The 25,168-nt window shown below is 63.8% G+C and carries 27 protein-coding genes and 2 pseudogenes; 11 read left to right on the forward strand and 18 right to left on the reverse strand.

Annotated features, from left to right (window positions below; translation table 11 throughout):
- Window positions 1-150: 150 nt before the first annotated feature.
- The 8 genes and pseudogenes from ACPTTF_RS32705 to ACPTTF_RS32740 all read right to left on the reverse strand — a co-directional run bounded on the left by ACPTTF_RS32705 (window position 151) and on the right by ACPTTF_RS32740 (window position 7,820).
- Window positions 151-354 (reverse strand): hypothetical protein, encoded by a 204-nt coding sequence (locus ACPTTF_RS32705; RefSeq protein WP_166955645.1) that lies wholly within the window; start codon window positions 352-354, stop codon window positions 151-153.
- Window positions 355-613: 259 nt separating this feature from the next.
- Window positions 614-919 (reverse strand): annotated as a pseudogene (locus ACPTTF_RS32710) (Crp/Fnr family transcriptional regulator); the annotation flags it as partial.
- Window positions 822-1,025, reverse strand: coding sequence for a hypothetical protein (locus ACPTTF_RS32715; RefSeq protein WP_407062425.1), 204 nt, complete (start codon window positions 1,023-1,025; stop codon window positions 822-824). The gene ACPTTF_RS32715 and the pseudogene ACPTTF_RS32710, both read right to left, overlap by 98 nt.
- Before the next feature lie 414 nt (window positions 1,026-1,439).
- Window positions 1,440-3,041 (reverse strand): SagB/ThcOx family dehydrogenase, encoded by a 1,602-nt coding sequence (locus tag ACPTTF_RS32720; protein WP_423369773.1) that lies wholly within the window; start codon window positions 3,039-3,041, stop codon window positions 1,440-1,442.
- A gap of 89 nt (window positions 3,042-3,130) precedes the next feature.
- Window positions 3,131-3,397, reverse strand: a complete 267-nt coding sequence (locus ACPTTF_RS32725) for a DUF1488 domain-containing protein (protein ID WP_166955649.1) — start codon at window positions 3,395-3,397, stop codon at window positions 3,131-3,133.
- A complete protein-coding gene (locus tag ACPTTF_RS32730; RefSeq protein WP_423369774.1) occupies window positions 3,398-3,583 on the reverse strand; it encodes a hypothetical protein in 186 nt (61 codons plus the stop codon). It lies immediately after the preceding gene.
- A gap of 1,138 nt (window positions 3,584-4,721) precedes the next feature.
- Window positions 4,722-5,387: a DJ-1/PfpI family protein gene (locus ACPTTF_RS32735; RefSeq protein ID WP_031397192.1), complete on the reverse strand. Its 666-nt coding sequence runs from the start codon at window positions 5,385-5,387 to the stop codon at window positions 4,722-4,724.
- 300 nt (window positions 5,388-5,687) lie between these two features.
- On the reverse strand, window positions 5,688-7,820 hold the full coding sequence (locus tag ACPTTF_RS32740) for a multicopper oxidase family protein (RefSeq protein ID WP_423369927.1): 2,133 nt from the start codon (window positions 7,818-7,820) through the stop codon (window positions 5,688-5,690).
- A 271-nt stretch (window positions 7,821-8,091) separates the two neighbouring features.
- On the opposite strand from ACPTTF_RS32740, the pseudogene ACPTTF_RS32745 reads away from it, so the two are divergent.
- From ACPTTF_RS32745 to ACPTTF_RS32760, 4 genes and pseudogenes are all read left to right on the forward strand, one after another.
- Window positions 8,092-8,229 (forward strand): annotated as a pseudogene (locus ACPTTF_RS32745) (IS6 family transposase); the annotation flags it as partial.
- Between the two features lie 190 nt (window positions 8,230-8,419).
- Window positions 8,420-8,764 carry a hypothetical protein gene (locus ACPTTF_RS32750; RefSeq protein ID WP_423369775.1) on the forward strand — a complete coding sequence of 115 codons (345 nt, stop codon included), beginning with the start codon at window positions 8,420-8,422 and terminating at the stop codon, window positions 8,762-8,764.
- Between the two features lie 538 nt (window positions 8,765-9,302).
- Entirely contained in the window at window positions 9,303-9,920 is a 618-nt protein-coding gene (locus ACPTTF_RS32755; RefSeq protein ID WP_423369776.1) for a LysE family translocator, read from the forward strand.
- Window positions 9,921-10,027: 107 nt separating this feature from the next.
- Entirely contained in the window at window positions 10,028-10,276 is a 249-nt protein-coding gene (locus ACPTTF_RS32760) for a hypothetical protein (protein WP_166955657.1), read from the forward strand.
- 60 nt (window positions 10,277-10,336) lie between these two features.
- Here ACPTTF_RS32760 and ACPTTF_RS32765 read toward each other — a convergent pair whose 3' ends face one another.
- The 7 genes from ACPTTF_RS32765 to pobA form a co-directional block, all read right to left on the reverse strand.
- Window positions 10,337-11,695 carry an MFS transporter gene (locus tag ACPTTF_RS32765; RefSeq protein WP_423369777.1) on the reverse strand — a complete coding sequence of 453 codons (1,359 nt, stop codon included), beginning with the start codon at window positions 11,693-11,695 and terminating at the stop codon, window positions 10,337-10,339.
- Between the two features lie 332 nt (window positions 11,696-12,027).
- Window positions 12,028-12,414, reverse strand: a complete 387-nt coding sequence (gene pcaC / locus ACPTTF_RS32770; protein WP_166955661.1) for a 4-carboxymuconolactone decarboxylase — start codon at window positions 12,412-12,414, stop codon at window positions 12,028-12,030.
- A gap of 10 nt (window positions 12,415-12,424) precedes the next feature.
- Window positions 12,425-13,210 (reverse strand): 3-oxoadipate enol-lactonase, encoded by a 786-nt coding sequence (pcaD, locus tag ACPTTF_RS32775; protein ID WP_423369778.1) that lies wholly within the window; start codon window positions 13,208-13,210, stop codon window positions 12,425-12,427.
- A 14-nt stretch (window positions 13,211-13,224) separates the two neighbouring features.
- Complete coding sequence (locus tag ACPTTF_RS32780; RefSeq protein WP_423369779.1) at window positions 13,225-14,583, reverse strand: 3-carboxy-cis,cis-muconate cycloisomerase; 1,359 nt, start codon at window positions 14,581-14,583, stop codon at window positions 13,225-13,227.
- Window positions 14,584-14,671: 88 nt separating this feature from the next.
- Window positions 14,672-15,328, reverse strand: coding sequence for a CoA transferase subunit B (locus ACPTTF_RS32785; protein ID WP_124456744.1), 657 nt, complete (start codon window positions 15,326-15,328; stop codon window positions 14,672-14,674).
- Window positions 15,329-15,342: 14 nt separating this feature from the next.
- The gene (locus tag ACPTTF_RS32790; RefSeq protein ID WP_166955666.1) at window positions 15,343-16,059 is read right to left on the reverse strand and encodes a 3-oxoacid CoA-transferase subunit A; all 717 of its coding nucleotides are present in this window, start codon (window positions 16,057-16,059) and stop codon (window positions 15,343-15,345) included.
- Between the two features lie 142 nt (window positions 16,060-16,201).
- Window positions 16,202-17,434, reverse strand: coding sequence for a 4-hydroxybenzoate 3-monooxygenase (pobA, locus tag ACPTTF_RS32795; RefSeq protein WP_423369780.1), 1,233 nt, complete (start codon window positions 17,432-17,434; stop codon window positions 16,202-16,204).
- Between the two features lie 116 nt (window positions 17,435-17,550).
- Between pobA and ACPTTF_RS32800 the strand changes: the two genes are divergently transcribed.
- From ACPTTF_RS32800 to ACPTTF_RS32810, 3 genes are all read left to right on the forward strand, one after another.
- A complete protein-coding gene (locus tag ACPTTF_RS32800; RefSeq protein ID WP_059523507.1) occupies window positions 17,551-18,477 on the forward strand; it encodes a LysR family transcriptional regulator in 927 nt (308 codons plus the stop codon).
- A gap of 89 nt (window positions 18,478-18,566) precedes the next feature.
- On the forward strand, window positions 18,567-19,199 hold the full coding sequence (gene folE, locus ACPTTF_RS32805) for a GTP cyclohydrolase I FolE (RefSeq protein ID WP_059523505.1): 633 nt from the start codon (window positions 18,567-18,569) through the stop codon (window positions 19,197-19,199).
- Window positions 19,199-20,002, forward strand: coding sequence for an SDR family oxidoreductase (locus tag ACPTTF_RS32810; RefSeq protein ID WP_423369781.1), 804 nt, complete (start codon window positions 19,199-19,201; stop codon window positions 20,000-20,002). Before folE ends, ACPTTF_RS32810 begins: the two co-directional genes overlap by 1 nt.
- A gap of 38 nt (window positions 20,003-20,040) precedes the next feature.
- Here ACPTTF_RS32810 and epsC read toward each other — a convergent pair whose 3' ends face one another.
- Window positions 20,041-20,961: a serine O-acetyltransferase EpsC gene (gene epsC, locus ACPTTF_RS32815; RefSeq protein WP_166955669.1), complete on the reverse strand. Its 921-nt coding sequence runs from the start codon at window positions 20,959-20,961 to the stop codon at window positions 20,041-20,043.
- A 137-nt stretch (window positions 20,962-21,098) separates the two neighbouring features.
- Window positions 21,099-21,332, reverse strand: a complete 234-nt coding sequence (locus tag ACPTTF_RS32820; RefSeq protein WP_011356723.1) for a hypothetical protein — start codon at window positions 21,330-21,332, stop codon at window positions 21,099-21,101.
- A gap of 279 nt (window positions 21,333-21,611) precedes the next feature.
- Between ACPTTF_RS32820 and ACPTTF_RS32825 the strand changes: the two genes are divergently transcribed.
- The 4 genes from ACPTTF_RS32825 (at window position 21,612) to fnr (ending at window position 24,188) form a co-directional block, all read left to right on the forward strand.
- Window positions 21,612-22,022 carry a DUF3005 domain-containing protein gene (locus tag ACPTTF_RS32825; protein WP_166955670.1) on the forward strand — a complete coding sequence of 137 codons (411 nt, stop codon included), beginning with the start codon at window positions 21,612-21,614 and terminating at the stop codon, window positions 22,020-22,022.
- Between the two features lie 282 nt (window positions 22,023-22,304).
- The gene (locus tag ACPTTF_RS32830; RefSeq protein ID WP_423369782.1) at window positions 22,305-22,730 is read left to right on the forward strand and encodes a hypothetical protein; all 426 of its coding nucleotides are present in this window, start codon (window positions 22,305-22,307) and stop codon (window positions 22,728-22,730) included.
- 140 nt (window positions 22,731-22,870) lie between these two features.
- On the forward strand, window positions 22,871-23,338 hold the full coding sequence (locus tag ACPTTF_RS32835; RefSeq protein WP_166955672.1) for a universal stress protein: 468 nt from the start codon (window positions 22,871-22,873) through the stop codon (window positions 23,336-23,338).
- Window positions 23,339-23,441: 103 nt separating this feature from the next.
- The gene (fnr, locus tag ACPTTF_RS32840) at window positions 23,442-24,188 is read left to right on the forward strand and encodes a fumarate/nitrate reduction transcriptional regulator Fnr (protein WP_166955673.1); all 747 of its coding nucleotides are present in this window, start codon (window positions 23,442-23,444) and stop codon (window positions 24,186-24,188) included.
- A 56-nt stretch (window positions 24,189-24,244) separates the two neighbouring features.
- On the opposite strand, the gene ACPTTF_RS32845 is transcribed toward fnr, so the two are convergent.
- On the reverse strand, window positions 24,245-25,138 hold the full coding sequence (locus ACPTTF_RS32845; protein ID WP_423369783.1) for a LysR family transcriptional regulator ArgP: 894 nt from the start codon (window positions 25,136-25,138) through the stop codon (window positions 24,245-24,247).
- Between the last annotated feature and the right edge of the window lie 30 nt (window positions 25,139-25,168).

Raw genomic sequence — 25,168 nt, forward strand, 5'->3', positions numbered from 1 at the left:
TTCACCGGTGCGGGAAAGTGATGCATGGGCCGTTTATCGCAACGAACGACCCGCCAAAGTAAAAAGCCGGCGCTTGGCCGGCTTCGAGTTCCGCCTTGCTGGGGCGGCTCCACGTTCTGTTTGAGAGCGAGGAGTTTTGCTACGCCTACGTTATAGGTTCGGCAGAAGGCCCATGCCCAGACGTTTCCTTGCATCGGAAATACGTTTCTTGGATGTAACGGCTTTCCATGAATGAGCATGGCCTCTCTGCCGCTCAGGCTGAACCACGGGCATTCCGTCGTCGGTCGCGCGTGCCTCCGCCTGTTCTTGTTGCCCGTCCTTCGCATTTTTTTCCCGCGTCGGGTAATCGTTCATCAACATGCTCCTTCCACAACCCCGGTTTCGTCATTGATTGGCTCGCGCTGCTCGAATCGAGATAAAACTGCGCACGCGATACGGATCGCGACAGCCCACTTCAATCACGGCGTTTCCATCTCGATGACGGCTGCGGCCGATCCGCAGTCTGTGCGTCATGTGTCAGCCTGCGCGTGCGAGCGTCTGAAGTCGGTACGTTGCCGTACGGAAGGGATGGCATGGATGCTGGGCTGGCATCCGTGCCGCTTCTAAAGGCGTTCAAATCACGGAGCAGGCGGTCGAATTCTCGCCGGACCAAGCCGTAGCATTCGCACACACGCCTCTCGAGCCCGGAGCGATCCGATACCTCGATGTGCCCATAGTTGTACCGGATCAGTCCGGCATCCTGATGTGTCAGCGCAGCTTCCGTCACGCCCGACCGTCGGACACCGAGCATATTGGCGATCAGCTCCTGCGTCATTTTCAGCTCACTCGATGGCAGGCGATCGAGGCTGGGCAGGAGCCATCGGCAGAGTGGTTGATCGATCGAGTGATACCAATTGCATACGGCTGTTTGCGCCATCCGACTCGTACAGCACCTTTCCCAACGGCATGTCAACCAACGCAAGCTGCTTCGAAACATGCGCCAGATCTTCTGCCGGTAATGCTGCTGGCAGATGATTCTCGATCATGGACGGCTGACCCGACATATGTCATGCCTCCCGTGGCTGCGGCGTCTACCCAAGACGACCCGATGACGCGAAGAGTCATCGGCTTACGACTCGACCTCGCGAAGCAGACGTTGCGCGAGGATCTTGGCGCCTTAGAGCGCGAGACCGTACTGCTCTCGATGTGAAATCGTCCAGGATGACTTTCTGCGCGTGTTCAATCATCCTGGTACTCTGCGTGAAATCGAACGGAACCGGTCAAATCCGCACAGGTCGACCAGGAAGCTGGCAAGGACGATGGCGACATCGGACCACTATGCCCGCCGCTCACTGTGCACGCGTCATGGCGTTCACTTCATCGAAATGACGTTCGATGTCCGGGCAGCGAGCAATCCTTGCGGATATTCTCCCGCCAGGATCGATGCGTGGGCTTTCCCATCATGGCTGAATCTCGTACGGCGGAAATGCCGACAGGCGTGGATCGTCCACCGCGCCACCGACGGTGAAGTGATACAGGGATTGCCAGACATGATCCTTCACGCCGAGCAATGCGTGCATTTCATCATCGAAAAAGCAGCCGATCCCCGTCGCGCGCACACCGGCGGCTTCTGCTTCGAGATAGAGCGCCTGGCCAAGCATGCCGCATTCCCAGAACAGATGTCGATAACGCCATGGTTGCTTCAACGCGATTTCGAATCTCGCGATCATCCCAAGCGCAAAGCAGGAATCAGCCCCGATATCCTGGTGGCAGCAAATCAACTTTGCCGCCGCGCGCAAATCGTAAGGCAGTAGAAGATAGAGCGGCAGATCGTCCGGCCCGGTCTTTAGCCACAGCCATTCTGGACGCAGAGATCGCTTGAGATCCGGCAGTGCGCCCGGCGTTCGTACGAGCATATAGAGGCCCGGCTCCAGGCCGTCGACGCGGTGCACCAATAGCGCCGCATGCACTGCGGCAGGAGACATCAACGCATTCCAAGGCGGCGTATCGGGATGTGCCAGCAGGCACGCCAGCATGCCGAGAAAAGCCGCGTCGCTGATGCGCGTCGTGCCATCGAAATTGACAGCGCTGCGACGCTGTCTGGCGATTCGGGCGAAGCTGAGATCGAGGCCTGGCGTCGCCGGCGCTGAACACTGCCCAGGGTCCGGCGGCGAGGGTGGTTCGCGAGTATGGGTCTTGTGTGTGGCGCAATGAATCGAATCGATGTCCGGCCACATCACATGCCCCGAACTGAGTTGATTGGCGCGTCCGTGCCACTGTGCCCTGTCCAAAGCGATCAGCATGCGCTCGAGATCGGGCCGCGTGTCGGGATTCCCGATCCAGAGCAAAAGATCCGGCGACTCCATTTCGGCATCCTTGAAATCCTCGTGGCGGTCCACTCCAAGCAAGCCGGCCACTGCATCATCCGCAGCAGACTCCATCAACCGCGTCTGCCAGCCGAGCGCTGCGGCTGCGTAACTCATCGCAGCGATGACATGGCCGCAATCCTGCTGGCAGTAGCGCCAGGCGCGCATGCCGTATTTCCACGCCTCGCGCCAATGGATCGAGCTTATGCCGACCAGGACACCACTTGCCGAAAACGCCTCGGTCCATTGTGGCTCGTCCACCGCAGCGCGATGTTCAAGCGCATGATCCCGGCTCAGGTAGTGGTAGACGCCTGCGGACAAGCCGGGCAGAGCCGGACAGAGAAGATATCCCTCTGTCGGATGCAGATTTCCGCTCGAAGGGTTGCAGCGCAGTGCCCACCGCTTGGCGCCACTGGATTTCCACGCCGACAAGCCGAGCGAGAGTTCGAACAGGATTGCCAGATTGGATAGATCGAATCTCTGCGCGGGCGGCAGGGTGCCGCGGCGTAACGCGTTGTAGCGCGCGGCCAGGGTGTCTGCGGCTAACGGCAGAGCAACGCGCGGCGCCCCGTGAAATACCCGGAACGGATCCGGCTGGGTTGTCCAGTCGAGCCCCCCAGGGCCAGGAGCATAGAAGTTGAGACGGTGCTTGCTGCGTTCGTGATAATCAAGCAGCGCACGCTTTGACCGATCCATGCCCCCTCAGCCCGGAATACCCGCACACGTGGCCAGTGCAGGTCAGGAAGAAGGCGCACGTGGGGTGCGTGCGCAAACGAGGGCCACTTTCACGAGATCGTGTACCGGTTCTGGGGGCCACCCTTGTAAAGGTCCCTGGCAAGCCCCAGAATCCGGTCGCGATTACGGTCGAAGGCCGCAAGCAAGGCGGGCTCGCCAGAACCCATGTCGGCGTTCAGTTTCGCCAGCATCGCATCGTCGACCAGAAAGGTAATCTCGCGAGAATTGTCGTAGCCCCAGAAGCATACACAGTGCCTGGAAGCGTCGTAGGTGCGACTAGGATTGGGAAAGTTGAGTGTCATGGCGCTATTCCCCATCTAACCCTCCTGACAGATATAACGCCACTTGCTCGCGTTGACATTGATGCGGGCGTCATTTTCGCGCCGCTTCTCGGCACGCTCACTGTCCGCGCGCTTCAGTGCCGACGCACGCGCCTTTTTCATGTCAACGTAATCGCTGTGCGCGGCGGGCGTGGCTGGCTTCAGTTCAGTTTGCTTAGGCATGCCGGTTCCCCAGAAATGCATTTCAAGTTTCAGGACCGTCGCGTTGACTGAATTTCGTCGTCGCTCGCCCTATACGAGGACCGGACGACGACCCGCGGGCTTGCCGCAGACGGCATCTCTCGCGCACGGAACTGCCGGATCGAACCCCAAAGGGAGGCTCGGTTGACGCGTGAAGTTCGCAGCTTCGACGTTCGCGCGCGGAATCGTCGTGGTGAGCTTTCGGCTTAGCTGTGCGGACAAGGGGAAGCGTATGGAGTCGAAGCAAAACCATCGGTCGCGCACATCGAACCTCACGAGAATGCGCCCTATACCACGGCCATGCAAGCGCTATCTCACATCAGGGCCATGATCGGCACGATCCCCTCAAGCAACACTACCGTCATCAACTTGGGCGTGGCCGCCGCCAGTCAGCGCTTTTTTCTCGGTCCCATCCCACGACCAGGCGACGCGCAGTGCGCGCGGCGGCCTGTTCAACGGGGCGCGCAGCCTCGGCTTCCTTCAAGATGCCGATGATTTGTTCTTCGTTGAATCGCCTTTTCATTGCGGTTCACTCTGGAACGGTCTCTACACTGTCATCGTGCTAAACGCGGAGTGCAGGGGGACACAACCCCTGAAATGTCGCCTTTTATTCAAAGACAACATATCGAGACTGCGGACATCTTTTGTGAGAACCAACAACTGTGGGCTCTCGGAAAAGATGTCTTTGGCACCCTCGATAAATCAAGGACTTGGACATCTTTTCTGAGACTACTGCATGGCGCCCGTCTCAGAAAAAGTGTCCTTGGGCACGGGAATTCTCAGAAAAGTCGTCCTTGGGAAGATTGCCCATCTGCGTCGGGGTAACCGACCGGATGATCGCCATTGCGAGCACAAAAGCGCCGCTACGGCTATCGCCGTATTCACGTGCCGTTGCAGCGTGAGGGTTGGCTCGCGAATCACAAATGCATCTGGCGCCAGATAAGTGCGGACCGAAGCACTAGTGATACCTCGATCGCGTCCATGAGAAGTGCCAGCTCCTCAGGTGAAGTCTTGATCCAGAAATCGCGATCGACGCAGTCGATCGACAGCCGTCGTACCAGCGACGCGGCAGAGGTAAAGTCCGTGCCACGAAGGTCAACAAGGCACGTCGCCATCGGCATCACGGATCGAGCGGGCAGTGCGTGGCCGGAACGATGGTTTGCTGGAAAGGCGGTTGCGGGAAATATTGCGTGGTCATCTGGACCTCCTTGGCGACATCCGATCCTGCGACACACTCTACGATGGCCAACGCCTCGTCCAGTCCTGACGAAATGCCACCGCCGGTGATCCGGTTGCCATCGATGACATAGCGGGGGAAGCCTTCGGCTACCTTGATCGCGGGGAATTGGCCGAGGCAAGGGATAAACGCCCAATGCGTGGTCGCCCAATAGTTATCGAGCAGACCTGCGGCGGCGAGCAGCATGGCACCCTCGCATACGGACGAGACATAGTCGGCGCCAGCGCTCTGCACCTTCAGGAAGTCCAGATACGGGCCACCTTGCATCAACTGCTGCAGGGCACTCGGATTCCCACCTGGTACCCATAGCAAGTGGGTTTGGGATTCAGGCTCAGCGTAGTCGGCAAATCGGCGCTGTGGCGTGAGGGTCAGGCCATCGCGAGTTTTGAGCGGAGACAGGTGCTCCGCAGCCAGGGTGATCGTCGTCGCCCGCGTGGTCCAGATTTCGGCCATCCAACTGAACAACTCGACCGGCGCGGCCACGTCCAGCAGGTCAACACCGGGATAGATCGGGATCGTGATGTGGAACGGCGGATGCTCTTGCGTCATGGCGTACCTCCAGGTCACTCCGGGAAGGGCTCACTGCGGCGCCTGTTGTGAAGACGCGCCGGGTCCGTTAGTCCGTCTCCAGCGGGATATTTACCTCGATGGTGGGGTTGCCCATCAACTTATACGGGAAGCGGTCCATACCAGGTGGGATTGGCGACGACTGAAGCTGCCAGGCTGGATACCATGTATATCTCCTTGGGGTATTTCGACGAAAGAAAAATCGAGGTGCAGGCCAATCAGCACCGCACGCATGAGCGGTGGTGTCGCCAAGCCACGGTGTGTGGAAGCCCCGACGCGGGCTTAGGGGAAGTCGCCGGTCGGATGGTTGTGGTTCGCGTGATTCATGCCAACCATGCCGATGCCGCCGCCGGGGGCCGTTGCATCCGGAACAATGCGGATGTTGGTCATCATCCCGCCGTCTTCGTGATCGAGGATATGGCAGTGGATAACGAACTCGCCGATGTAACGGTCGTAGCGTGTGCGCACAAGCACCTGGTAGTCGTTCTGCACGAAGACGGTGTCCTTGAAGACGTGCCACATCCCGCAATACTGGTTTTGCAGACCGTTTTCGTTGGGTGGAACCAGGCACTCTCCGTTCGGACCGAAGATGCTCTTGGGCTGCGCACCTCGCGGCGCGTGGCGGACATCCATCACCTCGAACGGGTTGACATGAATATGGAAGATGTGCGGTTCGCCCTGCGAGGTGAGCACCCAGTCGTCCGTGGTGCCCACTTGGCGCGTGAAGTCGACGCGGTCTGGATCGTACGCCTTGTCGTTGATGTAGAAACCGAACGGGCCAGTCCAGGGCTCACCCGGCTTGGCGGGTGGCGTGACAGGCGGCGCTGGCGGGGAGGGCGGATAGCCGATGAAGAAATCGACCTTCTGCATAGCGGGGTTGACAGCCACATTCTTGAGGTCGTCCATGGCACGCCAGGGTGTCAAGTCACCAGCCAGCAGTCCATTCAAGGCCGCGGGTGGAAGCGATTTGTCGGCCTTGTTCCCGTCGTAGAGAGCCTGCTGGACATAGGTCTTGAGATCGCCAGTCACCACAGGCTTGCCGTCCGACACGACCACCGTTGCAAGCAGCTGCGTCTCGTTTGGCCCTTGGCCGCCATGGGAGCCAGCGTTGGCGCGCTCCGCGCGCGTTGCAGCCTGGTTCAGGATGCAATAGACACCTGGCCGCGGGAACGCGATCAACACGTCGCTGCGATAGCCCGGCTGCAGGAAATTGCTGCCGATGCCGCCGCTCACGCTTTTCTTGTCGACGCCGATCGCGCGTATGGCCTTACGGGTCAGGCCATCTGATGCGATTTCAAACTGTGGCACCAGATCGACAGGCTTGCTCGTGTCCGGCACAAGCACCGGGCAAAGTGCCGCGATCGCGGCCAGCTGCTCCTTGCGCGAACCCGCCAGTACGCCCGCGAGTGCCGCCCGGGACTCGGGCGTATTGGTGGCCATAGGCACGATCTGCAAGTTGATCGTGTCGTGGATGCCTGCATGGATGAAGCGCCAGCGCTGAATTTCCCCAGCGGCTACGTTACGTAGCGTCGGCTGGACGACGCCGTTGATGCTTGTGAACCGGCCGCTGTCGTCCCATACGGTTGACGAAGAGAGTTGCTTGTTGAAGTCTTCAACGACACCGACCTTTCCAGCCGGACATAACCATTGGCCTTTCGCCTGGATGATTTCGCCTTTGTCGTCGAAGCAGGCGTACGGAATCTGTTGGAAGAGGAAGATTTGCTCGGGGATCGGCCGTCCCGAGGCGTCGTGCAGGATTGTATCGATGTCTCCCGGTGCTGCACCGACGTAGCGCCGATTGCCGCGCACGATCAGCGGCCCTGCCGCTCCGCTCGCGACTTGTAGCGCAGTTGAGCCGTGGCGGTGCGCGTGGTACCAGAAGGTGCCCGATGGATGATCGGACGGGATGTTGATCTCGTATTCGAATTTTGTTTGCGGGCCGATGTTGAGCAGGACATTGTCGCTGTTTCCGGCAGGCGATACATGCAGTCCGTGGAAATGCATGTTGATCGTGTTGAAGCAGCCTGGCTTCCCGCCCGCCGGATCGTGCCCGCCAGGACAGCTCGGGTCATTCTTGTCCAGCCGGTTGTCAAGATTCACCCGCAGCGTGTTGCCGGGTTTCAGTTCAAGCAGCGGGCCGGAAAGGCAGCCGCCATACGACCGCAGCCTGACGCGATCCTCCGCTCCGTTGGGATTGCCGGGGTTGTAGATCTTGTTTTCTCGCTTCTCGACGCGCAGGTTCAGCGTGACGGTCTGCCCGTCACGAGTGATATCGCCCGAAGGATTGCACGTCGTCGCAGAGGATTGCTTCTCGATTGTCGGCGCTTCCAGCGGCCCCTTCTCTGCCAGCTTTGGCGGCGGAAGAAAAGGCTGCGCGGCCAATTGCGCCAGCGCGGGTTCGCTGGCCACAAGCATCAACACTGCCCATCGAGCGATGCAAGCCGCTTTCATTGTGCGCCCCCGTGAAATGCCGAAAAAAGCGGCGTCTTCACACCTTGTATTAAGACTGATTCTAGAAATCGCTCACTAATACTTCAACCTAATTTGCATGAAAATAAATTTCTATCTGCAATATAACGCGCTATGCGCTTATTTTCGCAGCGTCAAGTTGGAGGCGGCGATAGGGCGGAAAAATGAAACAATAAAGAGGACAAAATCGCTTTATCATGGCCACCGCTTCCCGGCTATCGTCATTAGCTGTGCGATTCGCTGGTATTTCCGGTTCAACCTGAACCTGCGGGACATCGAGGAGTTGCTGCTCGAGCGTGGTGTCGTGGTCACATGCGAAACGATCCGTTGCTGGTGCAACAAGTTTGGCGCGGCACCCCCTTGCCGACTGAACGCCTTGCTTGCAGCACAGGTTTCAGTATCAATTCCGGCCAGGTAGCACTGCGCACTTAATTCGCTTCAGCAGCCTGAGCCGGCGTCTCAACGTTGGGCTGCGAGTGCACGGGATTGCCTACCTCCGCGCCTCCATTCTTGGGTGCGCGTGGGGGCACGTTGCCGTATCGAAGATGCTCGACACGAAATACACAGGCTTGATCGCTGAACACGTCGGTGCGTACTACTGCCTCGAAGAAATGAAATGGGGAAGCGGTTGGCACGAGCATGACGCCGGTCTGACGGGGCGATGGGAAAAGCAGCCGAGCGAAACCGTGCTCGGTCGGCTCGACGGCGGTGGCAAACTCGAAAAGTTGCTGGCGGATAGCCGCATCAGTTCGACCATGTCCTGGTTGCCGGCAGCTTGCGCCTCCAAAAAGTCGAGTGTGACGGAATCCCCGCACCACGCGTCTCTTAGTCTTTTGGACACAGCGTCTTTAGCGGCTGCGAATTTACCTAACTATCACGATGCCACATGAGATGCTCCTCAAACCGCATTGGCGCGCTAAGCACGATTTCCAGCTCAGTCGGCGGGATGGCCAATATGTGGCTCATATCATCGCAGGCATGCCACTTAAGACGAACGCAGCTGCAGGAGGCCCGGCAGAGTTACGTCTTGCATAGCTTAAGCGTTTGCCGTTCGCACTTCCCGGCTCCTGCCTCTGCCGATAAGCGTTCGAAGTGAAGTGGCGGTTGAGTACCCTCAGTGCGACAACAACGACACGATGATGTCGATCTAACAACGCGTCAAAATCCCACACTGCCAAATATTGACTCACAGAGTCTCGCAGAGCGAGTCAGATCTCACCCCGAACGGGTCGGACGCCGTCTTTTATTCAAAGACAACTTATCGAGACCGCGGACGTCTTTTCCGAGAGACAACAACTAGCCCCGCAGCAACCATCCCGCCCCGCATCCCCGTACCGGCAATCGTCAATCAAACTGTACCGGTACTGTACAGAAAACCGTCGCTAAACTGACCTCCATCCCAGTCCAGAACAGAATGGAGAATCCGCGATGGAATTCCTCACCCTGAGCGCGCTGCCCGCCGGCATGCTGTTTGCGCTCGTCACAACGATCACGCCCGGCCCGAACAACACGATGCTGCTCGCATCCGGCGTCAATTTCGGGTTCCGCCGCACCATGCCGCACCTGTTCGGCATCAGCATCGGCGTCGCGATCCTGATGCTTTGCGTCGGCTTCGGCCTCGGCGAAGTATTCAAGCGCCTGCCGCTGCTCTACACGATCCTCGAAGCCGCGAGCGTCGCGTACCTGCTGTACCTCGCGTGGCGCATCGGTACGTCGGGCGAAGTGAAGGCGCACGGCGGCAAGCCGCGGCCGATGACGTTCATCGAGGCCGCCGCTTTCCAGTGGATCAATCCGAAGGCATGGATGATGGTGCTGACCGCCGCGACGACGATCCGCCTGTCCGCCGACTACGGGATGAACGCCGCGTGGATGGCCGTCGTGTTCATCCTGATCGGCTTCCCGTGCATCAGCCTGTGGGCCGCGTTCGGGCTCGGCCTGCGCCGCTTCCTGTCAAATCGCCGCGCGCTGCGCATCTTCAACGTGACGATGGCCGTGCTGCTGATCCTGTCGCTGTACCCCCTCATCGCGCACTTGCTGGCGCAGTGAGCGCTCACAGCGCGCCCGTTGAGATTCATGCGATGCAGGCGTACCCTTTCGGTACGGGCGCGCGCAACCGCTTCGCCGGTTGCGCCGCTGCTGCCGGGAGAGTGCCGATGAAACCACTGCTGAGGGTGGGCGACCACATCGAGGGGATGCACTGGATCGCCGAGTATCACCCGCTCACGCACGAGATTCGCGTGCTGCGCGAAGACATCGAGATCGGCACCTACTGCGCGCCGCCGACGATGTTCGGCGAAGAGGAAGACATGGGCGCCGCGAACCTCGCCGATCATCGCAGCCGGGAGGCCGCGCTGCACGCGTATCTGCGCAACTTCGTGAAGCAACACGACGCGGAAGAATAGCCGGCGGCCCGATGGCCGCCGCATCGGCGGGCCGGCGCATCGCACCGGCCCGCGCTTCGCTCAATGGCCGAGCGATTCGATCTTGCCTGCCTGCTGCGTCACGCCATGCGGCCGCGCCATCTGCTTGATCAGCAGCGCGATACACGCGAGCAAGCCCGCGACGGCGATCGTCGCGAACACGCCCGCGAACGAGAAATGCCGGCGCGTCAGTTCGGCGACGAGGAACGATCCCGCAATCCCGCCGAAGCGGCCGACGCCGAGCATCCACGCGACACCCGTGCCGCGCCCCTCGGTCGGATAGAACGCGGCGGCGAGCGCCGGCATCGACGATTGCGCGGTGTTCATCAGCACGCCGGCCACGAACACGGCCAGCACGAGCAGCCCGACGTTGCCGGCCGCCTGCCCGATCGCATAGACGCTCACCGCCGTCAGCGCGTAGCACACGGCGATCACGCGGTTCGCGTTGAAGCGGTCCATCAGCACGCCGCACAGCACCGCGCCCACGCCGCCGAGCGGGAACAGCGCGGAGATCAGCGTCGCGCTCTTCGGCGTCAGCCCCGCATCCTTCAGCAGGATCGGCATCCAGTTGATCGACGCGTAGAAGATCACGAGCCCCATGAAGTACGCGATCCACAGCATCACCGAACCGACGATGTACGAGCGCGAAAGCACGACGCCGAGGCCCTTGCTGCCGGTCTGCGGCGCGGCTTCGGTCATCGCGAACGAGCCGGCGTTCAGCGCATCGCGCGAGATGCGCGCGAGCGTTTCGCGGATCTTGTCGACAGCATGGCCGTTGGCGACCATGAAGCGCACCGATTCCGGCATCTTCAGCAGCAACAGCACACCGAGCAGGAGCGGCGTCACGCCGCCGAGGATCAGCACGCTGCGCCAGCCGAAATGCGGAATCATCCACGCGGCCAGGAAACCGCCGAACGCTGCGCCGAGCGGGAAGCCGCAGAACATCAGGTTGATCACGGTCGCGCGGCGCTTGTCCGGGCAGAACTCGCCCATCATCGTGACCGCGTTCGGCATCGCCGCGCCCAGCCCGACGCCGGTGATGAAACGCAGGATCGTCAGATGCCCGATGGTCGTCGAGAATGCGGACATCAGGCATGCGACGCCGAACAGGAATACCGAGCCGAGCAGCAGCGAGCGGCGCCCGAGCCGGTCGGACAGCGGGCCCGACACGAGCGCACCGCACGCGAGGCCGAACAGCGCGGCGCTCAGCACCGGTGCGAGATCGGGCTTGGTGAGGTTCCATTCGCCGAGCAGCGACGGCGCGATAAAGCCGATCGCGGCCGTATCGAAGCCGTCGAGCAGCACGATCACGAAACACATGAGGAACACGAGCCATTGAAAACCGCCGAACGGCTGCTCGTTGATGAAGGTCTGGACATCGACCACGGGTGCGCGATTCATCGCTAGTCTCCTGTGCGGATCCAAGTTTGCGCTTCAGCGCTTACTTGGATCCCATGCTGCGCGGTCGACCGGAGTTTGCGCTTTAGCGCTTATTCCGGTCCCATGCTTCGCGGTCGACCTGAGTTTGCGTTTCAGCGCTTACTCTGGCCCCACGCAGCACTGATATGTTTATAAGCGACGCGGCCTCGGAACCGCGTCTTGCCTTTGTTCGCGCACCGGTCATCCGGTGCGCCGCGCGCCGATGCTCTGCCGGCGCGTTCATTCATCGTCGACGGCCCGCCAACCATCAGGTCAGCGGGCCTCGATTCAAGATCGCACTACACGGCCGCCACCTAGGCGGCCCCGTCCTGTTCCTTGAAAATCCTGTCCGCGAGATGGAACGCGGAATTCGCGGCCGGCACGCCGCAATAGATCGCGGTCTGCAGCAGCACTTCCTTGATCTCGTCGCGCGTCACGCCGTTGTTGCGCGCGGCGCGCAGGTGCAGCGCCAGTTCCTCGCCGCGGTTGAGCGCCACCATCATCGCGATGGTCAGCAGGCTGCGCGTATGGCGCGGCAGGCCGTCGCGCGTCCAGATCTCGCCCCATGCATAGCGCGTGATCAGGTTCTGGAACTCGTCGGTCACCTCGGTGCGGTTCTCGATCGAGCGATCGACGTGTGCATCGCCGAGCACCGCGCGACGCACCTTCATCCCTGCTTCATAACGTTCCTGGTCGTCCATCGCCTTTGCCTCACGCGGTCAGGAAATCGAGCAGCGCGCGGTTGAAGCCGTCGGTGCACTCGATGTTCGAAATATGCGCAGCGTCGAATTCGACGTGCTGCGAACCCGGAATCGCGGCGGCGAGCGCGCGGCCCTGGTCGGGCGGCGTCGACATGTCCTTCGCGCCGGTCACGACGAGCACCGGCAGCGCGATGCCTTTCACCTCTTCGCGCAGGTCGGCTGCATTCAGCGCGTCGCAGTTCGCCGCATAGCCGTCCTTGTCGGTATGCACGAAGGTGTCGCGGATCGCATCGAACAGGCGCGGCTCACGCTCGACGAACGCGTCCGTGAACCAGCGCGGCAGCACGGCGTCGGCGAGCGCGGCCATCCCTTCGGTGCGTGCCTTCTGCGCGCGCGGCGCCCACACTTCCGGCGAACCGATCTTCGCGGCGGTGTTCGACAGCACCGCACGAACGATGCGCGACGGGAAGCGTGCGGCCAGCGCCGCACCCGTCAGCCCGCCCATCGAGATCCCGCAGAAATGCGCGCGTGCGATGCCGACGTGGTCGAGCAGGCCGATCACGTCGCCGGCGAGCTGCTCGATCGTGTACGAACCGGCCGATGCATCGGAATGGCCGTGGCCGCGCGTGTCGTAGCGCAGGATGTTGAAGTGCTGCGTGAGCGGACGGATCTGCGGTGCCCACATCTGCAGGTCGGCGCCGAGCGAATTCGAGAAGACGAGCCACGACGCGTCGTCGCGCGCGGCACGGTCGATCCGGTAATGCAGTTTCACGCCGTTGACAGTGGCGAAAGGCATCGAGGTTCTCCTGGTTATTGCGCGCCCGCGTGCAACGCGAGCACGGCGTCGACGTAGGCCTGGGCCTCGCCGACGTAATGAGCGGGATCGAGCAGCCGCGCGAGCGCGTCGCGCGACAGGTGCGCCGACACGGTCGCATCGGCGGCGAGCACATCGAATAGCGTTGCGCCCGTGCGCACGGCTTCCTTCGACGCATGCTCGACGACGTGATGCGCGTCGAGCCGGCCGATCTTGTCGCCGAGCGCGAGCATCACCGCTTCGCCGAGAATCAGCCCGCGCGTCAGGTCGAGGTTCGCGGCCAGGCGTTCGGTGTTCACGTCGAGGCCCGCGACGATCTGCGCGATCTGTGCAAGCGCGCCGCCGGTCAGGCGCGCGAGATCGGGCAGCGCATCCCATTCGGCTTGCCAGCCGCCGAGTGCGCGTTCATGTTCCTGGACCATTCCCGCGAACACCGTCGCAACGAGGTTCGGCGCGCGCACCGCAGCGGTGAGCACGGCCGCGCAACCGACCGGGTTGCGCTTGTGCGGCATCGTCGACGAGCCGCCCTTGCCGGCAGCGGCCGGTTCGCCAAGTTCGCCGACTTCGGTCTGCATCTGCAGCGACACGTCGCGCGCGATCTTGCCGAGCGTACCCGTCAGCATCCCGAAGCAGGACGCGGCTTCCGCGATGCGGTCGCGCTGCGTGTGCCACGGCACGGCCGGTGCCGTGAGCTTCAGGTCCGCGGCCAGCGCGGCCGTGACACCGGTCGCCTGCTCGCGCAGGCTCGCGAGCGTGCCGGCCGCGCCGCCGAACTGCAGCACGAGCACGCGCGCACGCAATTCGGCGAAACGCGTGCGATGGCGCAGCAGCGCATCGAGCCATTGGGCGAATTTCAGGCCGAGCGTGATCGGCAGCGCCTGCTGCAGCCACGTGCGGCCGATCATCGGCGTTGCGCGATGCGTGCGTGCGAGCGCTGCGAGCGACGCACACGCTTCGTCGAGCATCGGCTCGAGCACGTCGAGCGTGTCGCGCAGCTGCAGCACGGTGGCGGTATCGATGATGTCCTGGCTCGTTGCCCCCCAGTGCACGAACTTCGCGGCCTCGGGGTCGTCGGCCTTCACTTGCGCGGTGAGCTGCTTGACGAGCGGAATCGCGAGATTGCCGCCGAGCGCCGCGCCGTGGGCGAGCGCGTCGGCGTCGAGCCGGCCGGCGTCGCACGCGCGCTCGATCGGCGCGACCGCGGCGGCGGGAATCACCTGCTGCGCGGCGAGCGCGCGCGCGAGCGCGGCCTCGACGTCGAGCATCCGCTGGATCGTCGCGCGGGGCGACCAGATCCGGTTGAGCGGCTCGGTGCCGCAGATGAGGGAGGTCAGGCGGGCGCTGTCTTCGAGCATGGCATCAGATTGGGGAAACGGCGTGCGCCTATTGTCCACCCAAGCGTGCCGGCCTGCGCGCAAGCGCACGCGCCGGCACGCCTGCGGTTCAGGCAGCGGCCTTTTGCGTCGCGTCGATCAGCGGCACGCCGGTCAGCTTCTGCAGTTCGTCGAACGACAGGTCGGTGAAGATCTCGCTCACCGCAAGGCCATCGGCCGTCACGTCGAGCACGGCGAGATCCGTATAGATGCGGCTCACGCATTGCACGCCGGTGACCGGATACGAACACTGCGCGACGATCTTGCTTTCGCCCTGCTTCGTCAGGTGCTCCATCATCACGAACACCTGCTTCGCGCCGATCGCGAGATCCATCGCGCCGCCGACGGCCGGAATCGCATCGGGTGCGCCCGTGTGCCAGTTCGCGAGGTCGCCGGTCGCGGACACCTGGAACGCGCCGAGCACGCAGTAGTCGAGGTGGCCGCCGCGCATCATCGCGAACGAATCCGAATGGTGGAAATACGCGCCGCCGGTGAGCAGCGTCACGTGCTGCTTGCCGGCGTTGATCAGTTCGTCGTCTTCCTCGCCGGGTGCGGGCGCGGGGCCCATGCCGAGCAGCCCGTTCTCGCTGTGCAGGAAGATTTCCTTGCTCGGGTCGAGGTGGTTCGCCACCAGCGTCGGCACGCCGATGCCGAGGTTCACGTACGCGCCTTCGGGGATGTCCTGGGCGACGCGCTTGGCCATTTCATCGCGGGTCAGTCGTTTCATGTCGGTCTCCTCGGTCAGGCAGCTTGCGATGCAGCGTGTTCGGCGGCCAGCTCGGCCGCATGCGCGGCCTGCGGCACCTCGACGATGCGCTGGACGAAAATGCCCGGCGTCACGATGTGTTCCGGGTTCAGCGCGCCGAGCGGCACGACTTCCGACACCTGCACGATCGCGACCTTCGCGGCGCTGGCCATGATCGGCCCGAAGTTGCGCGCGGTCTTGCGATACACGAGATTGCCCCAGCGATCGCCCTTGTACGCTTTCACGAGCGCGAAATCGGCGTGGATCGGCGTCTCGAACACGTACTGCTTGCCGTCGATCACGCGCGTTTCCTTGCCTTCCGCGAGCTTGGTGCCAAAACCCGTCGGCGTGAAGAAGCCGCCGATGCCGGCGCCCGCCGCGCGGATGCGCTCCGCGAGGTTGCCCTGCGGCACGAGCTCCAGCTCGATCTCGCCGGCGCGATACAGCCCGTCGAACACCTGCGAGTCGCTCTGGCGCGGGAACGAACAGATGATCTTGCGCACCTGCTTCGCCTTCAGCAGCGCCGCGAGGCCCGTCTCGCCGTTGCCCGCGTTGTTGTTGACGATCGTCAGGTCGCGCGCGCCCTGTTCGATCAGCGCGTCGATCAGCTCGGACGGCATGCCGGCCGTGCCGAAGCCGCCGATCATGATTGTCGCGCCGTCGTGGATGTCGGCCACCGCCGACTGAAGCGATTCGAAAATCTTGTTGACCATGTCTCTTCCTGATACGAACCCGCGGCTCGATGCGCGGCCTGTCGAGGGGACACGCGCGTGCCGCGTGCCGCGCCGGGGCCGATATCGATCCCGGTTTTGTTCGCTATTCGAACCTAGATTCGATTAGCGAACGATGAGCCGATCATAGAGTCGCGCACAGCGCGTTGTCAAGGCGGGTTCCCTCGGGGGCCGTCGCGTCGTCGAACGGCAGCCCGACGTAGTTTTCGGCAAGCGCCTGCGCGGCGGCCCGCGAGCGCGTCACGTACTTCAGTTCGGCAAACTTCAGGCGATTGACGAACGGCGAATCCTCCGGCGACGAATGCAGCATGTTCGTCATGAAGTACGAGAAGTGCTCGGCACGCCACACGCGTTCGAGGCAGGTCGCGGAATACGTGTCGAGCGGCGTCGTGTCGCCGTTGCGATAGCGCGCACCGAGCGCACGGGACAGCGCGCGGACGTCGGCCACCGCCAGGTTCATCCCCTTCGCGCCGGTCGGCGGCACGATGTGCGCGGCGTCGCCGGCAAGGAAGAGGCGCCCGTGCTGCATCGTCTCCGACACGAAACTGCGCATCGGCGTGACGCTTTTCTGCGTGATCCGGCCCTCGGTCGGCGTCCAGCCCGTGTCGTTCGAGAAGCGCGTGTGCAGTTCGTCCCAGATCCGCGTGTCGGACCATTCGGCGAGGTCTTCATCGGGCTTGCACTGCAGGTACAGGCGCGTGACCGTCGGCGAACGCATCGAGAACAGCGCGAAGCCGTTGTCGTGATGCGCGTAGACGAGCTCGTCGAGCGACGGCGCCGCGTCCGCGAGGATGCCGAGCCACGCGAACGGGTAGACGCGCTCGAACGTATTCAGCCGCTCGGCCGGAATCGTCTGGCGCGCGATGCCGTGGAAGCCGTCGCAGCCGGCGATGTAGTCACAGTCGATGCGGTCTTCGCGGCCGTCGGCATGCTTGAACGTGACGAACGGATGCTCGCCTTCGACGTCGTGCAGCGCGACGTCGCTCACTTCGAAATGCATCGCGTGGCCATGCTCGACGCCGGCCGCGATCAGGTCGCGCACCACTTCATGCTGGCTGTAGACGGTGATCGCGCGCCCGCCGGTGAGCGCGGACAGGTCGATGCGATGGCGCTGGCCCGAGAACAACAGCTCGATGCCATGATGCTCGAGCCCTTCGCGGCGCATCCGCTCGCCGAGGCCGGCTTCGTTCAGCGTGTCGACCGTGCCCTGCTCCAGCACGCCGGCGCGGATGCGGTTCTCGCAGTATTCGCGCGAACGCGCTTCGACGAGGATGGAATCGACGCCTTGCAGGCGCAGCAGATGGGAAAGCAGAAGGCCGGACGGACCGGCGCCGATGATCGCGACTTGGGTGCGCATTGTTCGTCTCCTGAACATTGGTTCGAGTAATGGAACACATTTGAGCGCTTTCCCGACTATGCGGCAACGCGATTCAGGAGATATGTTGTATACGTTTTGAAGATACTGGCCTGGCGATGGACACGCTCGATCTGAACCTGATTCCCTACCTCGTCGCGCTCGACGACACGCGCAACGTGAGCCGCGCGGGCGACCTGCTCGGCGTGAGCCAGCCACGCGTGAGCACCGCGCTCGGCCGGCTGCGCGAATATTTCGGCGATCCGCTGTTCGTGCGCACGTCGCGCGGGATGGAACCGACGCCACGCGCGCTCGCGCTGCTGCCGGCCGCCCGAGACGCGCTCGCGCAGATCGAGCGCGGCCTCGTCGCGCCGCACGATTTCGACCCGGCCGCGAGCACGCATACCTTCTCGATCGCGCTGTCGGACGTCGGCGAGATCGTGTTCCTGCCGAAGCTGCTGCAGGCATTCGCCACGCGCGCGCCGCACGCGAACCTGCGCTCGGTCTCGCTCGCGCACGACGAAGTCGGGCGTGGCCTCGAAGCCGGGTCGATCGATCTCGCGGTCGGCTACTTCCCCGACCTCGACGGCAACAACTTCTTCCAGCAGCGGTTGTTCACGCACCGGTTCGTCTGCCTGATGCGGCGCGGCCATCCGTTCGAACAGGCGCCGCCGTTTACGGTCGAACAGTTCCTCACGTGCGGGCACGCGGTGGTGCGCGCCGAAGGCCGCAGCCAGGAGGTGCTCGAGAAATATCTCGCGAAGCAGCGCATGCAGCGCCGCGCGGTGCTCGAGACGCCGCACTTCATGAGCCTGCCGTTCATCCTGAGCCGCACCGACCTGATTGCGACGGTGCCGCATGCGATCGGCTATGCGTATGCGGCCGAGCATGCGTTCATCGTGCCCGTCGAGCCGCCGCTCGCACTGCCGCGCTTCGACCTGAAGCAGCACTGGCATCGCAAGTACCACAACGATCCGCGCACCGCGTGGCTGCGTGGCGTCGTCGCGTCGCTGTTCAACGACGAGCAGGACGAATGGCCGAAGTGAGCGCCAGGCCGCGCACGCGCCCTGCGAAAGCATGAAACAATGCCCGGATTCCGCGCCGCCCCGGCGGCGGCATTCGATGGAGTAGATAGATGGCTAAAAAGAAATCCGCGCGGCCCGAGCCGGCCGCATCCCGCCCGAGCCGTGAAGAAGCGGAAGACGCCGTTCGCGTGCTGTTGCGCTGGGCCGGCGACGATCCCGCACGCGAAGGCCTGCTCGACACGCCCGCACGCGTCGTGCGCGCCTATGAGCAGTTCTTCGCCGGTTATGCGCTGGAGCCGCGCGACATCCTCGCGCGCACGTTCAGCGAAGTCGACGGCTACGACGAAATGATCGTGCTGAAGGACATCCGCTTCGAGAGCTATTGCGAGCACCACATGGTGCCGATCATCGGCCGCGCACACGTCGCGTATCTGCCGAACCATCGCGTGGTCGGCATCTCGAAGCTCGCACGCCTCGTCGACGCGTTCGCGAAGCGCCTGCAGATCCAGGAAAAGATGACCGTGCAGATCGCCGACACGCTGTTCGACGTGCTGCAGCCGAAGGGCGTCGGCGTGATCCTCGAAGCCGCGCACCAGTGCATCTCGACCCGCGGCGTGCACAAGCCGGGCGTCGAGATGGTGACGTCGCGCATGCTCGGCACGTTCCGCACCGACCCGTCGACGCGGCGTGAATTCCTGTCGATCGTCGCGAATCCTTCTTCAGTCAACCTGACGAATACGTAATGGAGTCGACGAAGCAAGCGGCGCACGCGCCTGTCGTGCTCGTGACCGGCGCCGCGCGCCGGGCCGGGCGCGCGTTCGCCGAGTATTTCGCCACGCACGGCTATCGCACCGCGGTGCACTACGACCGTTCGGCCGATGCGGCGCAGGCGGCGGCCCGCGCGATCGCCGAACGCGGGCACGATTCGATTGCGTTGCAGGCCGACCTGTCCGACGCCGAACAGATCACCGCGCTGATCGACCAGGTGTATGCGCGCTTCGGGCGCCTCGACGTGCTCGTCAACAATGCGTCGGTATTCTGGCAGGACCATTTCCCGAGCTTCGACCTCGCGGCATTCGACCAGGCGTGGGCGGTCAACTGCCGCGCGCCGATCCTGCTCACGCGCGCGGTCTACGAACGGGCCCGCGCGGCCGGTACGCAGGGCGTCGTCGTGAATGTCGTCGACCAGAAGATCAAGGAAAACTTTCACCGCGACCATTTCAGCTATACGGTCGCGAAAGCCGCGCTCGGCAACCTCACGCAGATGCTCGCGCTGTCGTCCGCGCCGGTGCTGCGTGTGAACGCGGTGTTCCCCGGACTGATGCTGCCGAGCGACGACCAGACGCCGGCCGACTTCGAGCACGCGAGCCGCGCTTCGACGCCGCTCGCGCGCATCGCGGGCCCCGACGATGTCGCGAGCGCGATCCTGATGCTGACGGGCAACGCGTACAACGGCGTGGATTTCGTCGTCGATGCAGGGCAGAACCTGATCCGCGTCGACCAGGACGTGCTGTACAAGCACCGCGCGCCCGACGGCAAGCACTGACCGACGCGTGTGGCGGCGGCCAGTGGCCGCGCGCCGCGTTACGGCTTATCTGCGCTCCCGCCTTCGCGAACCTTGCCCTGCGCGACGCTCGTGCCGGGCGGCACGCTGTGCGTGAGCCACACGTTGCCGCCGATCACCGAACCGCGCCCGATCGTCACGCGGCCGAGAATCGTCGCGCCCGCGTAGATCACCACGTCGTCCTCGACGATCGGGTGCCGTGCGTTGCCCTTGACCAGCGCGCCTTCGCCATCGGCCGGGAAGCTTTTCGCGCCGAGCGTGACGGCCTGGTACACGCGCACGCGCTCGCCGATGATCGCCGTCTCGCCGATCACGACGCCGGTGCCGTGGTCGATGAAGAAGCTCGGGCCGATCCGCGCACCCGGGTGAATGTCGATGCCGGTAGCCGAGTGGGCGATTTCATTGATGAATCGCGCAAGCAGCGGTACGCCAAGCTGGTGCAGCGCGTGCGCAAGCCGGTGGTGCATCATCGCCAGCACGCCGGGGTAGCACAGCAGGATCTCGGTGATGTGCTGCGCGGCCGGATCGCCCGCATAGGCGGCCTGGATATCGCTGACGAGCAGCGCGCGGACCGCCGGCAACTGCCGGCCGAATTCGCGCGCGATCTCGAACGCGCGTTCGTCGAGCTCGGCGAACGGCGTATCCGCATGCTCGGGCAGGAACGGCAGCGCACGGCGGATCTGTTCGGACAGAATGCGCAATGTGCTTTCGAGCGTGTGGCCGACGTAGAAGTCGACGCTTTCGTCGGTCAGATCCGGTGCGCCGTAATGCGTCGGAAACATCGACGCGCGCAGGCCGGTCACAATCTTGCAGATTGCATCGCGCGACGGCAGTTCGCGGATGCCGCGCGGATGGCGCGTGCGATGGAGTTCCTCGCGCGACTCGCGCAAGCCGGCGACGATTTCTTCAAGGCCCCACTGACGGGCGGGTGATGTCGACATATGCCAATGCAGGCGGCCGCGCTCGGTCGCACGGCCGCGAATAAAGTGACGGGTTCCGCAAGATTACCGCGTTTTTTGCCGCGGGGCGGCACGCAGGGGATCGGCCGGACGGCCGATGGTGCCGAATCGCGGCGGCGTCAGATCGTGATGCTGCTGGCGTCGATCCATCGCACGGCCCAGTCGCGCGCGTGCGCAATCGCGTCGCCTTCGTCGTTGAACTGGAGCTCGATCGGGAAAAAACGGTTCGCCACGAGCTCCCCGTCGCTCGATCGGGAGATCACGACATAGGGCTTGAACGAACCGTCACTGGCGCGCGCGGGCGCGCAATTCAACAGATAACCGCGGTGCGTGAAGGCAGTAGTCGCTTGCATGAATCCGCCACCTCTAGTCCCTTGCTTTGTTGTTCACTGCCCGTCTTTAAGGGTGCTGCGGCGCCCCCGGCGCGGGCAGAGGCGGCGCGACCGAATCCCCTGTCGCCGCTTTGCAGGAAAAGAATCATACTCTGTAGAAAACGCGTCTTCTAGCTGAAATAAATCACGACAAATCAGTGCGCGTCGCGCGACCGCGGCGATCGCCCGCGCGCCTTTTCCCGTCACAGCCGGAACGGGATTTGCTTCGATCCGGAACGCTTCGCCGCCAGGAGAGCCGCGATGGAATCATCCGGTCAAACCGAACGTTCGCATCCGCACAGCGTCGAGATCGACAACGACGAAACCCACGACAGCACGGTCGATACCGACGGCAAGAACCGCGAGGCGTGGCTTCTCGCCGGCGGCGGGCCGATCTCGCCCGACCAGATCACGGGCAGCAACGCGTCGCTCGTCAATGCGATGCCCGAAGCCGGCGACGGTTTCGCCGGTTTCGACAGCCGCCCCGGCGGCAATCATCCGGCGTTCGCGCTGCGCGCCGGATACATGGTGATCGAGAAAGGCTTCGACGCGCCGCAGCCCATGAGCGATGCCCTGTTCGGCCCCGTTCACCGGATGTACGGCAGCACGTACTGGCCCGGCCACCAGCGGCGGCCGGAACGCGTGTTCGAGCTGACGGCCGTCCCGAGATAGCCGGCGCGGCGTTTGAATCGATCGTTCGTTTGCGGACCGGCATCGGCCGACGGCCGATGGCTGAGGATCGGCGTACGCGACAGTGCGCCGGACGTGTGCCGGCAACCGCGCGATGCAGGAGCGAACGATTCCGCGCGGCGACACCGGCGGTGTCATTCATGCGGTGAATCGCACCGACGCAGATGCGTTGATCGAGGTCATGTCGAAACGGCGCGATTGAGATTGAATGGCGATGCGGGTAAGGCATCCGCGTGACTGTCGCGCCGTGTCGATGCGATCGGCGTGTTCGGCGTGTTCGGCGTGTTCGGCGTGTTCGGCGTGTTCGGCGTGTTCGGCGTGTTCGGCGTGTTCGGCGTGTTCGGCGTGTTCGGCGTGTTCGGCGTGTTCGGCGTGTTCGGCGTGTTCGGCGTGTTCGGCGCGTGCGGTGCGTGCGGTGCGTGCGTATGCGTGTGCCAAATGCGACTCAGGCGCTCGCGCATGCCTTTCCGCCGACGATGCGGACAACGGCGGCGACCACGGCGCACGCCGTGCGTCGTGCGTCGTGCGTCGTGCGTCGTGCGTCGTGCGTCGTGCGTCGTGCGTCGTGCGTCGTGCGTCGTGCGTCGTGCGTCGTGCGTCGTGCGTCGTGCGTCGTGCGTCGTGCGTCGTGCGTCGTGCGTCGTGCGTCCCAGCATGCGCCATGTGTATGGCGTACACCGTAGAAACTGAAGCGGCACTGCCGCGCGGCACGACCGGCACCTCACTGCAAAGTCCCCGCCATTGGTTTACTCTGCCTCGCAGCATTGCGCATTGCCCAGCCTGATCGGCCATCCGGCCGACTTCGTTTCAACCCGCCACTCGGAGACACTATGTACAAGCGTATTCTGGTTGCCGTCGACGGCAGCGACACGTCCCGCCATGCGTTCGACGCCGCGCTGGCGCTCGCGAAATCGCACGGCGCCGAGCTGCAACCGTTCTACGTCGTCGAGAACGCCGCGATCTACTACAACGTGCCCGGCTACGATCCGTCCGTGCTGCGCGACCAGCTCGTCGCGCAAGGCAACGCACTCGCGAAGGATTTCACGACGCTGATGCAGGCAGCGGGCGTGAAGGGCGAGACGCGATTGAGCGAAGCGACGTCGCTCAACGACGTAGCGTCGCTGATCCTCGACGGCGCGAAAGCGTTCGGCGCCGATCTGCTCGTGCTCGGCACGCACGGCCGCCGCGGGTTCCGCCGTCTCGTGCTCGGCAGCATCGCCGAGCAATGCGTGCGCCACGCGACGCTGCCCGTGCTGCTGATCCCGGCGGCCGCCAACGTCGACGAACCGGCCGCGTAAACGGCATTCGGCATGCGCGGCCGGTCGCGACGTTTTGTCACCCGACAGCGGCAAGTTGCGGTGGGACAATGATTCCGTCGATTCAACGCCGGAGTAAACGATCATGCTGACGCCCGTCGCCACACGTCCCGCCGCCACGCCTCATGCCGGTAGCTGGGCCCCTCGCCAGGCTGCGCACTGCTCGACGTGCGCGATGCGGCACCTGTGCATGCCGCAGGGCCTGGCGCCCGAAGCGCTCAGCCGCCTCGAGTCGGTCATCTGCGCGGCGCGCCCCGTCAAGCGCGGCGAAGCGCTGTTCCGCGAAGGCGACGCATTCGACAACCTGTACGCGGTGCGCTCGGGTTCGCTGAAAACCGTCGCGACGCGCCACGACGGCCGCGAGCAGGTCACCGGCCTGCATCTGGCGGGCGAAGCGCTCGGCCTCGACGGCATCTGCGACGACACGCATCCGCGCACCGCGGTCGCACTGGAAGACAGCTCCGTCTGTGTGATTCCGTACAGCGCGCTCAAGGCGCTGTGCTCGGAAGCCGGTTCGATGCAGTTGCGCATGCACAAGCTGATGAGCGAACAGATCGTGCGCGAAACGTCGCAAACGATGCTGCTCGGTTCGCTGAATGCCGAAGAGCGCGTCGCCGCGTTCCTGCTCGACGTATCGTCGCGCTACCTGAAGCGCGGTTACTCGCCGTCGGAATTCAACCTGCGGATGACGCGCGAAGACATCGGCAGCTACCTCGGCATGACGCTCGAAACGGTCAGCCGCACGCTGTCGAAATTCCAGAAGCGCGGACTGATCGAAATGCAGGGCCGCCACGTCCAGATCGTCGATTTCGACGGCCTGCATCAAGTCTGACGTGATGCCGCACGGCGCGGATCTTGCGCGCCGCGCCGCCTGCGTCACCCGATCGGTCAATCGAGGAACAGCGCGGCACGCGCCTTCAGCGCCGCGCTGAAATCGTCGAGCCAGCCGATCGACAAACGCCAGCTCTGCCAGTAAAGGTCGATGTCGATCGTTCGCCCGCGCGACATGTCGACCAGTTCACCCGCCGCCAGTTGGCGATCGACCATCCGGTCCGGACACATCCCCCATCCCAATCCCGTCTCGCATGCGCGCAGATAGCCCGCGACGTGCGGTATCCAGTGCTGTGGCGGATCGAGATCCGCGCGCGTCACGCGCCGGATGAAACGTGCCTGCAGCCCGTCCTTCGGATTGAACATCACGCACGGCGCCCGGCGCAGCGCATCGCGCGTAATGCCCGCGCTGAAGTAGCGTTCGTAAAACGCCGGCGAGCACACCGCACGATAGCAGATCCGCCCGAGCCGCTCCGACCGGCATCCCTGGATAGGTTCGGCCTGCGCGGTCACGGCGCCCTGTACGCTGCCGTCGCGAATGCGCGAGGCCGTGTAATCCTGGTCGTCGATCACGAGGTCGAGCAACGTCTCGCGCTCCGTGCAGAACGGCCCGACCGCGTCGATGAACCACGTCGCGACGCTGTCGTCGTTGACGGCCACACGCAACGTCGGCCACGCGCTCGCGATCTGGCCCGGCAACGCCGGCATCCGGCCGCCCAGCTCGGCTTCGAGCAGTTGCACGCGCTCGGTGTGCCGGCACAGCAGCGCACCGGATGTGGTCGCGACACACGGCTGCCCGCGCTTGACGAGCACGCTGCCGACCCGCTCCTCCAGCAATTTCACACGCTGCGACACGGCCGACGGCGTGACATTCAGCTCCTTGGCCGCACGCTCGAACGAACCGTGCCGGATCACGGCCGCGAGGGCATCGAGCAACGCGTAGTCGAGCATTAGATTTCCTTAATCTGCATTAGGTGAATT

The organism is Burkholderia crassaminum, from assembly GCF_964265005.1.
Classification (GTDB): Bacteria; Pseudomonadota; Gammaproteobacteria; order Burkholderiales; family Burkholderiaceae; genus Burkholderia.